The 11,460-nt window shown below is 24.0% G+C and carries 10 protein-coding genes; 3 read left to right on the top strand and 7 right to left on the bottom strand.

Features of this window, described 5'->3' with window-relative positions; all coding sequences use genetic code 11:
- Window positions 1-249: 249 nt before the first annotated feature.
- Window positions 250-942 carry an ankyrin repeat domain-containing protein gene (locus Q1J76_RS03500; RefSeq protein WP_300366866.1) on the bottom strand — a complete coding sequence of 231 codons (693 nt, stop codon included), beginning with the start codon at window positions 940-942 and terminating at the stop codon, window positions 250-252.
- Between the two features lie 256 nt (window positions 943-1,198).
- On the opposite strand from Q1J76_RS03500, the gene Q1J76_RS03495 reads away from it, so the two are divergent.
- Complete coding sequence (locus Q1J76_RS03495; RefSeq protein WP_300366864.1) at window positions 1,199-2,773, top strand: aryl-sulfate sulfotransferase; 1,575 nt, start codon at window positions 1,199-1,201, stop codon at window positions 2,771-2,773.
- 300 nt (window positions 2,774-3,073) lie between these two features.
- Here the strand turns inward: Q1J76_RS03495 and Q1J76_RS03490 are convergent, their stop codons facing one another.
- On the bottom strand, window positions 3,074-3,526 hold the full coding sequence (locus Q1J76_RS03490) for a DIP1984 family protein (protein WP_300366861.1): 453 nt from the start codon (window positions 3,524-3,526) through the stop codon (window positions 3,074-3,076).
- Between the two features lie 81 nt (window positions 3,527-3,607).
- On the opposite strand from Q1J76_RS03490, the gene Q1J76_RS03485 reads away from it, so the two are divergent.
- Window positions 3,608-4,030, top strand: coding sequence for a hypothetical protein (locus Q1J76_RS03485; protein ID WP_300366858.1), 423 nt, complete (start codon window positions 3,608-3,610; stop codon window positions 4,028-4,030).
- Window positions 4,031-4,280: 250 nt separating this feature from the next.
- On the opposite strand, the gene Q1J76_RS03480 is transcribed toward Q1J76_RS03485, so the two are convergent.
- From Q1J76_RS03480 to Q1J76_RS03460, 5 genes are all read right to left on the bottom strand, one after another.
- A complete protein-coding gene (locus Q1J76_RS03480; RefSeq protein WP_300366855.1) occupies window positions 4,281-5,582 on the bottom strand; it encodes a tetratricopeptide repeat protein in 1,302 nt (433 codons plus the stop codon).
- Between the two features lie 446 nt (window positions 5,583-6,028).
- Window positions 6,029-7,789, bottom strand: a complete 1,761-nt coding sequence (gene aspS, locus Q1J76_RS03475; RefSeq protein WP_300366852.1) for an aspartate--tRNA ligase — start codon at window positions 7,787-7,789, stop codon at window positions 6,029-6,031.
- A 162-nt stretch (window positions 7,790-7,951) separates the two neighbouring features.
- Entirely contained in the window at window positions 7,952-8,560 is a 609-nt protein-coding gene (locus tag Q1J76_RS03470) for a regulatory protein RecX (protein WP_300366849.1), read from the bottom strand.
- 248 nt (window positions 8,561-8,808) lie between these two features.
- Window positions 8,809-9,327: a YcxB family protein gene (locus Q1J76_RS03465; protein WP_300366846.1), complete on the bottom strand. Its 519-nt coding sequence runs from the start codon at window positions 9,325-9,327 to the stop codon at window positions 8,809-8,811.
- A 16-nt stretch (window positions 9,328-9,343) separates the two neighbouring features.
- On the bottom strand, window positions 9,344-10,453 hold the full coding sequence (locus Q1J76_RS03460) for a glycosyltransferase family 2 protein (protein ID WP_300366843.1): 1,110 nt from the start codon (window positions 10,451-10,453) through the stop codon (window positions 9,344-9,346).
- Between the two features lie 135 nt (window positions 10,454-10,588).
- Here Q1J76_RS03460 and Q1J76_RS03455 point away from each other — a divergent pair.
- Window positions 10,589-11,460, top strand: an 872-nt coding sequence (locus Q1J76_RS03455) for an NAD-dependent epimerase/dehydratase family protein (protein ID WP_300366840.1), incomplete at its 3' end; no start/stop codon positions are given.

Raw genomic sequence — 11,460 nt, 5'->3', positions numbered from 1 at the left:
CTTTAAATAATCCGCTTTTATCATTAATAGAGGAAAATATAAAATTATAATATTCTTTTAATCTATTCGATATAAATTTCATACGGGTAATATGTCCGAATCCGTATATCGTTCCTATATCTGTTATTATACATATATCCTGCATAAATATTCAACTATTAAAATATTCTATAAAAATTTTTAAATATTATATAATAAAAAAATATAATTACAAATACCATTAAATAAAAAGTTAATACCATATCGATTCTATGCCTTTTTATATCTATTAAGCATATCATAAATTTCTTTTAATATTTTAGTATCTTCATCATATTTATTACTTTTAAGATAAATAAAAGCATCATCTCCATTATTATCAGTATCTTCTATATTAACCATATTTTTAAGAAGTTCATTAACAATATCTTTTTTCAGCATTAAACATGCATACATTAAAGCATTAACTCCTTTATTAGTTTTATCATTAATATTGGCATTATGTTTCAGAAGAAGTTTTAAAATATCAGCATTATCATGATTGCATGAATATATTAATGGAGTAAAACCTTCATAATCCTTTGTATTAACATCAGCATTATATTCCAATAATAATTTAAGAATATCAGTTCTTTTGTAAAATGCCGCTGTAATAAGAGCATCAAATCCTTGTTTATTTTTAATATTTAAATCGGCATTATTTTTTAATAGAATTTCAGCAATATCATAATGACCATAAAAAGAGGCAAATATTAAAGCAGTCCAATTCTCCTCATTTTGCAAATTAATTAAAGCATGATTTTTTATCAATTCTTCTGCAATATTAACTCTATTAAATACTGAAGCAAGCATTAATGCACTAAAGCCTTCATCATCCAATTTATTTATATCTATATCTTTTTTTAAATATTCTCTTAATACCATCAAATTTCCGCTTTTAGCAGCATCAAAAAATTCTTTCATGTTATTATCCATACTATTAAAAAAATATATTAAAGCTCTTCATTAAAATTTAAAGTATTGTAATTAACTTTAATACCACTAAGTTCTTCAAACTCCTTTATAATATCCATAGTTCAAAAAATTAACTTCTAAAAATAGAATCTGCATTTTATATTAAAAAACAATATTTTCAATTATATTTTTATATATTTTTGATTGCATAAAATCATATTTTTAATTAAAATAAAAAAGGATTATATTTAATTAGGATATTCTTATGAAAAAAATTATTATATGTATAATTGGAACAATTTTAATATTTTCATGTTCAAAAAAAGAAATACCTCTTCCAGATGATAAAATAGGAGAAATGATATTAAATCCTAATGGACAAACTCCATTATCATTATTGTATAAAATAGAAACTAATAATAATTATCCTGTTACAGTGATTACAGAAGGTAGAAACGGAGATGAAGATATAATTTTCACATATCCTAAAAATTACGGATCTAATTTTGCAATTCATGGAATGTACTCAGAAAATACAAATACTATTCATATTATAAACGGAACAAATAAAATCTCTACTAATATTATTATAGGAAAGCTTTCATTAGATGAAGTATATATACCAGCTACTAATAAAGTGATGAAAGATTTAAGAGTTGAAGAGGATACAAATTTCTTTAATATAAATGATGAAAATGCTTTAACTAATTTTAAAGATAATAATCCTGAAATGTATTTTGTAAGCCCTATAATAAATAGAACTCAAAAAGGGTCATTTTTAATGGGAATAAGCAGAAATGGAAATTTGCGTTATTTGAATTATTCTAACTTCTATCTTACCAACGAAATAGCAAAAGTTATTAATGAAGATAATGATATTGTTATTTATGATACTATGGGAATAAGCGATTTGCTTGGAAATGCCAAACTTGATGTTCTTAATTTAGATATAGGAGTTCATCATGATGTTATAAGAAAAAAATCTGATAGTAATTATATAATGCTTGCTAATTCTAAATGGGGATTGGAGGATAGAATTTGCGAAGTTGATAAAAATGGAAATTTGATAAGAGATTTATATGTCGGAGATTTGATAAAAAAGATAGTTAATAAAAATGGAGATGAGGCAGAAAAAGAATTTTTAAAAAAACTTATATTTGATGAAGATAATAAATATTACAGTATAGGAAGAAAAAGCGATTATCCTATGGACTGGGCTCATTGCAATTCATTAGTTTATGATGAGGATAATGATATACTTTATATGTCTGTAAGAAGTTTGGCTATTATGGCTGTTGATTATAGTGAATGGGGACTTATTTGGTATATGGCTGATGATACTTTAAATACTATGGAATCTTATAATCCTTATGGAAAATATTTAAAAGATTTGAAATCTTTAGACTCATATAAAATGCTTGGAGATGGTAACACCGACGGACCTAAAAGTCAGCATGCTTTATTTTTAATATCAAATAATGTGATAGGAATGTTTGATAATCAGGGAGATGAGGATACAAATCCTAATGGTTCAAGATATGTTGAATTCAAAATATTAGGTTCCAATGGTAATTGGAATGCTGAAAAAATTTATGAGTATAAAACAGAAAATAAACTTTATTCTCATTTTATATCAGATGTGGATTTTTTGAATGATGATCTTATGCTGATAGATTTTGGAAATAATGCTCAATTAATGGAAGTAAATAAAGAAACTAAAGAAGTAATGTACAATTTGAAATTTACAATGAAAACTTGGGGTATTTATAGAGCTGATAAAATGCCTTTTTATTATTCGCCTCAATATAAATATAATGAAGACTGTTCTTTTATTAATTAGTTTTGCATTCAATGAAATGTATGTTGCTATAAGACCTGAAATTATCACTTAGGAAACTATATTATTTGATATGGTGGTTATATGAATTAAAAAATTATAAAGAGATATATATTTGCATAGAGGCTAAAGATTTCTGAGTTTATGAAACTTTAATGCAAATTTGCGATGTTTATTTTGAAAATAAAAGTTTTATGAAAAAATTAGTGTTATGATAAATTGCAACAAAAATAGCAATATAAATAAAAAATATCAAAAATACCAAAAGATTATGGTATTAATATAGTAGAAATCTAATAATTTTTATAAATCTGTATTCCAACTCGCAGATTGTATCATAATATCAATATCATTATAAGCTTTTGATAATTTATCAAATTCATTTTGTATTTCTTTTACATTAATTAATACTTTAATTTTATTTTCATTTTTAGCTTCTATATAATTTTTACTATTAACCTCTTTTAAAATAATTTTATAAATATCAATCTCTCTGCTTATTTTATCCCTTATATTGATAGCTTCTGATATTGATATTCCTATATCCAATTTGCATAATTTTTCTCTATTACTTATTTTAATAATTAAATCTGATAATTCAGTATTAATCTCTATATACTCTTTAATTAAATTATTAGGCTCTTCATTATTTTCATTATCTTCATTCGTTATTATATTATTTTTTACTCTTTTCTTTAAATTATCAATTTTTTTAATATATTCTTCTTTTTTTAACAATGCTTCTCCTAATTTCATAAATATTCTCCTTACAAATTAAAACTTCATATATGTTTTTTTTTATTTTATAGTATATTATATATCTATCAAGAGTTAAACATGAATATATTGGCAAAAGTAATAATAATATTTTCTGCATTTTTTATATGCAGTTGTTTAAATTTTTATACAGGTTCTATTAATATTAATGATAATGGAATATACAAAAAATATTACGGAACTTATGAAGGTTCTGTAACAATCAAAGAAAATAATAATTTTACTTCGCAGGCTATTGCAAATGTAGTAGTAAGTAGCGGAAGTGTAATAACTATGAGAATTTGGGGTGGTCTTATTAATTTGTATATACCGATATATAGAGAAAATATAATAAAAGTATCTGATAATGTTTATAAAGCTTCTGTAACTTCTTCTGGAGTAAGATATGATTTTACTTTATCTTTCAATAATAATGCTATGAATCTCTCTTTCAATTCCAATAATAATACTTCAGGCGAAGGTAATTTAACTAAAATAAGATAAATTCTAAATTTATTATCATACTAAAAAACGCTTGGGGTGAGTGCTGTAAATTCTTTTTCGGCAATTAAAAAAAGAAAATTGTAATTGAATATTAGATTTTAATAATAATATTCAATCCATCTTACTATTTGCTTTTGCAACTTTTGTTACGGGAAAAGTTGATAAAAACTAAATTTATTTTTTAACTATCGATTTTTTTATGCCCAAAAAAGTTGCAAAAAAGACATAAATATTTTTTCAAAAATAAAAATTAATACTCCCAACCCATTTCATTGCATATTTTTATTGCTGCCTCATAACCTTGTTTAGCTAAATCAATAATCCTTTGTTTGTACTCTTTTTTAGATATATTATCTGATAAATTATAACATTTAATTAAATCATTATAAGCTTCTTTTATTAATTCATTTCTTTCTTTTTTACTTTTTGTATTATTTATTAATAATTGCTTTGCTAATACCATATTAAAATAAGCATTTGAGTAATTGGGATTTAATTCTATAGCCTTATTATAGTCTTTAATAGCTTCTTCATATAATCCTAAATCTGATTTAACATTACCTCTATTATTATAAGCATTTGAATCATTAGGATTTAATTCTATAGCCTTATTATAGTCTTTAATAGCTTCTTCATTATCTCTTAATTTTTCTTGAGCAACACCTCTATTGTAATAAGCATTTGATATATTACTTTTATATTTTGAATATTTTTCAGAGTTTTCATCATATTCTTTTAATAAATCATCTGTTATTTCTATAATTTGAGTATAATAATTTATACATGAATTATATTCTTTATTATTATAAGCCTGATATCCTGAATTAAATAAATTTGATATTTTTATGTTTCTATTATTTTCTTCTATTAATTTTTTAGTTTCTTCTTCTGCTTTATATTTTAAATTATCTATTGATTTCAAATGTTCGTCTTTTATTTTATTTATATTATCAAATGCTTTTTCATTTTCAAACTTTAATTTTTCTAATTTATTTTTTATAGAATTCATAGTATCATTAATGTGTATTTTTTCTTTATCTATATAATATGATGTCTCTTTATACTGTTTATCAACATCTTTAAAAAATTTATTGATATTATACTGCTGTTTATTAATATTTTTTTGTGTTTCTATATCCATATCAAATATAAGTTTTTTAGCTTCATACTTGGATTCTTCCATTTCTTTTTTAAGTTTTTCTATATATTCTAAATTTCCTTTACTCTCCGATAAAATATTATTATTGGTAAATATACCTGCGAATGTGAATACTATCATTATTACAGACAAAAAAGCAAACCAGAAACTTAATACATCATTTGAGTTTTTCATTATCTCTGCCATTGAGGATTCTAGTATTTTTGTATCTAGGTTAATCACTGTATTAGTATTATTAGTGATAATAGACTGTAAATGATTTGTATAATTTTCTAATATTTTATCGAATCTTCTCTCAACATTTTTGGCATGTACAAAATATATTAATGCAAATAAAAATATTGATATTAAAAATAAAATTATAATTGTAGATTTTATATCTCTGTCTTTCATAAATAAACCTCAAATGATTTGCTATATTATACAGCATTATGAAAATTATTAAACAATATATAAAATACCAAGTATTAAAAATTTAAAAGTTATATACCTAAAATTTTTGAGTTTGTCAATTTTATGCTGTTATTTTTTCGTACTTCGTCAAATCAGCTAAAAGCCTTATTTAATAATAATATTCAATATATATCACTATGTGCTCACGGGAAAAGTTGATATTTTTAAACTACCAACTTTTTTGTGCCCAAAAAGTTGCAAAAAAGACATAAATATTCTACTTATTTTTATATAAAATTAATTTATCATATAACAATAATTTTAATTATAAACTTTTGCGTACTTCATCAAACCTGCAAAAAATGCATATATGTTTAATAAAAAATAAAAGCCCCGCTATATAAAATATAATGGGACTTTTATTAATTAAGTTTTTATTTAAAAAATTATTCTTCTATATTCAAATGAAGCTCTTCTAACTGATCGGCATCAACAGTAGAAGGACAGCCACTCATTAAACATTGACCTTTCTGAGTTTTAGGGAATGCTATAACTTCTCTTATGCTATCTTGTTTTTGAAGAAGCATAACAACTCTGTCTATACCATAAGCCATACCGCACATAGGAGGAGCACCGTATTTTAAAGCATCAAGTAAGAATCCGAATCTCAATTTTGCTTTCTCTTCATCTATACCTAAAAGCTTGAATATTATAGCCTGTACTTTGCTGTCATAAATACGCTGACCGCCACCGCCTATTTCATTACCATTTAATACCAAGTCATAAGTATCGCTTCTTACTTTTAAAGGCTCGCTTTCAAGTTTGTCAACATCTTCAGGTACTGTGGCAGTGAATGGATGGTGAGTAGATGATATTCTCTTCTCTTTATGATCATACTCGAATAATGGGAACTCTACTACCCATAAGAAATTTAATTTATCTTTATCTATTAAATTTAATTTCTCAGCAACTTTTAATCTTAAATTACCCAAAGCATCGAATGTAACTTTTGGAGTATCAGCAACAAAGAATAATAGGTCGCCTTTCTCTGCTTTAGTAACTTCTAATATTTTCTTTTGATTTTCTTCAGAGAAGAATTTAACTATATTAGATTCAAGTCCTTTTTCAGTAACTCTCATCCAAGCAAGTCCTTTAGCACCGAATATACCTACATATTTAGTGAAGTCGTCAATATCTTTTCTACTTAATTTCTCTCCACCTTTAGCATTCAAACATCTTATAATAAATTTGTTATCTAAAGCATTTTTAAATACGGCAAAATCACAGCCTCTAACCGCATCTTCAACATTGATAAGTTTTAATTCAAATCTAGTATCAGGCTTATCGCTTCCGTACATCTCCATAGCATCATAATAATTTAATCTAGGGAATGGAGTAGGCAAATCAATACCATAAACATCTTTAACTATATTAGCAGTAACATTCTCCATAATAGATAAAAACTCATTAGTATCAAGGAAAGAAGTTTCAATATCTACTTGAGTAAATTCGGGCTGTCTGTCTGCCCTTAAATCCTCATCTCGGAAACATTTAGCGATTTGATAGTATCTGTCAAAACCGCCTATCATAAGTATTTGCTTAAATATTTGAGGAGACTGAGGTAAAGCATAAAAATCTCCTGCATTTAATCTTGAAGGTACGAGGAAATCTCTAGCACCTTCAGGAGTACTTTTATTTAATATAGGAGTTTCTACATCTATAAAGCCATTATCAGCTAAATGCTTTCTGAATGCATTAGTAATTTGGAATCTTTTATAAAGGTTATTAAATACAGTAGGTCTTCTTAAATCTAAATATCTGTATTTAAGTCTGATATCTTCTCCAGTATCAATATCATCTTCAAGTAGGAAAGGCGGAGTTTCAGAAGTATTAAGAAGCTCCATTTTTTCAATCATTACTTCAATTTCACCAGTAGGAATTTTAGGATTAACCATTTCAGGACTTCTAGCTCTGATTTTACCTTCTACACTGATAACATATTCGCTTCTCAAATCCTGAGCGTCATTATGTGCTTCTTTACTTATTTCAGGATTGAATACTATCTGCACAAATCCTGTTCTATCTCTTAAATCAACAAATATTACACCACCATGGTCTCTTCTTCTTAAAACCCAGCCTGCAAGTTTTACTTCTTTACCAATATCATCTTTTGTTAATATTCCATTATAGGCACTTTTAAAACGCATATTATAATTCCTCTTTAATTAAAATTGATTCTTTTTTATTATTAAAAATTAAGATATTTTTCTTTTTTATGAATAAACATAATTATTATATTATAGATAAGTATAAAAATCAATAATTAATAAAAATAAAAAGGACATTAATTTTTAAGAATATAATTTAAATTAATCTTTATAATTTTCTTTTTTATCTATATATTTTCTAACTAAAGTTTTTATTCTATCGTACTTAAAACCTTTACGCATTAGGGTCTTTATAATATAATCTTCTTTTCTATCCTTATGCTCATATACTTTATAATATTTTCTAATAGCATCTTTTAAGGCTTTATCGTCTATTTTATCGCTTATGGAGTTTTGTGCTTTTTCTATTAAACTTGGCTTTACTTTATTTTTTTTTAAATAATCTATTATATGTCTTTTACTTTTACCTTTGAGCTTTAGACTATTGATTGCTATTTTTACGAATCTTTTATCATCTATCAAATCATATTCTTTGCAGTAATGTATAGCATAATTAATAAATCTTTTTTTATGTCCCTTTTTAGAAAGTTTCTCTCTAAGCATACCTTCACTTATAAATCCTCTTTTCAATATTGAAACAGCAGATTTTCTAGCGGCAGATTCAAAAGCTCTTAATCTTATATGAGGTATTTCATCGTATTCAAGTTCCATTCCTTCATACAAATCAAGTTCATAAAGTCCGTTTTTGGGTATTGTAAAAATATCTCCGCCTGACACTTTGATATATATTTTATCACCTTTTAATTTCATTTTTAAAATAACCATAATAAAAACAGTATAATAAATATAAATAGTTTTTCAAGTATCTAAAGAAATTTTTAATATAAAATTATAAATATAGAAAATCAAAAAATAATAAAATAAAACAAAAAATTTATAATGCTACTAATAAAGTTTTGACACCATTAAAATTTATTATTTATTTAATCAACTAAAATTATTCTTTCTCTTACTGCTGAATGAGAAATGTTAACAGCATATAATATAATTTGAGAAAATTAATTTTTATATGATAGTAAAAACTCTATATCATCATTTCCTAAAAAATCTTTAGGTATGATTATTGCAGACATCTCGCTTATATAAAAAAATATACATTTTCCTGTAGAATCTATTTTTTCTATAGAGTCTTTATTGAATTCACTAGTTCCTCCATTCTCTTTGAAAATTACTTTGTCATCATAAATTACTAATTCTTTATCTCCAAAAATTTTATCCAATTTTCCACTTCTTACATACTCTTTAATCTTTTTTACTATCTTTCTATCAAGACGCTTTTTGTATGTAACTACTTGCAAAATAGAAAAAGCAGAAACCAATAATGCTATTATAATTATCAAAAATGCATTATCTCTGAAATATATTGCCATAGATACAAATACTATAATATACAATGCTATAAGTATTATTATAGTTTTCTTTATTGATGAAGTCATATTGGAATTCATTTTTAAATAATGAAGCTGAAAATCTATAAAATCATCTTCCGTTATTTTATATTTATATTCTTTTTTCATAATACACCTTTATTTTTTATTTCCAATTTTTATTTGCAAGTTTATCAAGATTAGCTTTTTTGTATTTCTCTCTTAATGTAATAGAAGGAATCCACCAAGCAACATCAAAAACTTTTTTCTTGATAGATTCTATTTTTTCTAAATACATATTATAATCATCATAAGTTTTCATTATATATACACTATAAGCATAAAAAGCATGTTTATCTCTATCTATTTCAACATCTAATTTTTTTATAAGATCATGGCATTTTTTATATAACTCATTTTTATTATCGGCTTTATAATTATTGAATGTATGCATTAATGATAAGAAGTTATAATAGTTGCATTCTATTAATAATTTTTTTTTATTTTCTTTATAATAATTAAATACATTTTCAAAAACCTCTAATATTGCAATTGGAATTTTTTTAGCAGTATGAACACTTCCTGCAAGAGATGTGCTTCTTTGTAAATAATAATATTTAGAATTGTTATTATAATACATTTTGGGATTATGCACTAAAAATCTATAGAAAAAATCAACATCTTCTGCTATTCTAAACTTAGAATATATTAATTTATTTTTTTCTAAGAAACTTTTTTTAAATATTTTATTAACTGCAGAAACTAAAGGGTATTCCGGAGTATTTTCTTTTTCAGGAGTGTTTACATTAAAGTTGCTAATCCCTTCATTCCAAGTATTTTTAAATTTCTTTTTCCATATATTGATTCTATTATGATAAAAAGGTTTTATATATCCATTTTTTTCATTTACTGTATACATATTGTTTGTAAATACCATATCAGCATCATATTTTAATGCTGTATTATATAATTCTTCTACAAAGTTATTAGATACAAAATCATCAGGGTCTATAAATACTAAATAATCAGAATTACTATTATACATTCCAGTATTTCTAGCGAATCCTAAACCTTGATTTTCTTTATGATTAATAAGTTTTATTCTATTATCTTTTTTTATATATTCTTTGATTACATTTTCACAATTATCGGTTGAGCAATCATTGACGCATATTATTTCTATATCTTTTAAAGTTTGATTTATAACACTGTCTAAACATTTTCCAACATAATTTTCTATATTGTAAACAGGTAGAATAACTGAAGCTTTTATCATATTAAAATCCAATTCTAATTTATATTAATTATTCAATTATTATACATCATAAAAAAATAAATAAAATACTGTACTAAATTTGATTTATATTAAATATATATTATACTTATAAAATATAATATATTTAGGATTTTTATGATATTAATAACAGGCGGAGCAGGTTTTATAGGCTCCCATATAACTGACATATTAATAAAAAATAACTATAATGTTGCAGTTGCAGATAATTTATCTACAGGAAAAAAAGAAAATATTAATAATAAGGAATTATTTTATAATATAGATATTAAAGATTATAATAAATTAGAAAGTATATTTTCTGAAAATAATATAGAAATTGTTATACATTTAGCGGCTCAGGTTTCTGTTCCGAATTCTATTAGAAATCCTATTAATGATGCTAATGAAAATATAATGGCAAGTCTTAATATCATTGCTCTTTCAAATAAATATAATGTAAAAAAATTAATAGCAAGTTCAAGTGCAGCAGTTTACGGATTACCTACAAAATTGCCTATTGATGAAAACCATGATACAAATCCAATTTCATATTATGGACTTTCAAAACTTACTATGGAAAAGTACATGATATTATCAGGTTTAGATTATGTAATTTGCCGATTCTCAAATGTTTATGGACCAAGACAAACACCTCATGGAGAAGCTGGTGTTATTTCAATATTCATGGATAATGCTATTAAAAATGAAGATTTAAATATATTTGGTGATGGGAATCAGACTAGAGATTTTATATATGTAGAAGATATAGCTTCTATATTTTTAGATATTATAAGAAATGATATAGCTAATCAAGTTTTAAATATATCCACAAATACTTCTATAACCATTAATGAACTTGCTGGAAATATAATAAAAATATCAAATAGAAATATAGATATAAATTATCTTGATAAAAGAGATGGAGATATAGATCATAGTATTTTGGATAATACAAAATTATTAAATATAATAGATATTAAATTCACAAATATAAATGATGGGTTATT

The organism is Brachyspira sp. (genome assembly GCF_029258575.1).
Lineage (GTDB): Bacteria > Spirochaetota > Brachyspiria > Brachyspirales > Brachyspiraceae > Brachyspira.
The sequence above is the reverse complement of the archived record's forward strand: the minus strand, read 5'-3'. Positions and strand labels throughout refer to the sequence as shown.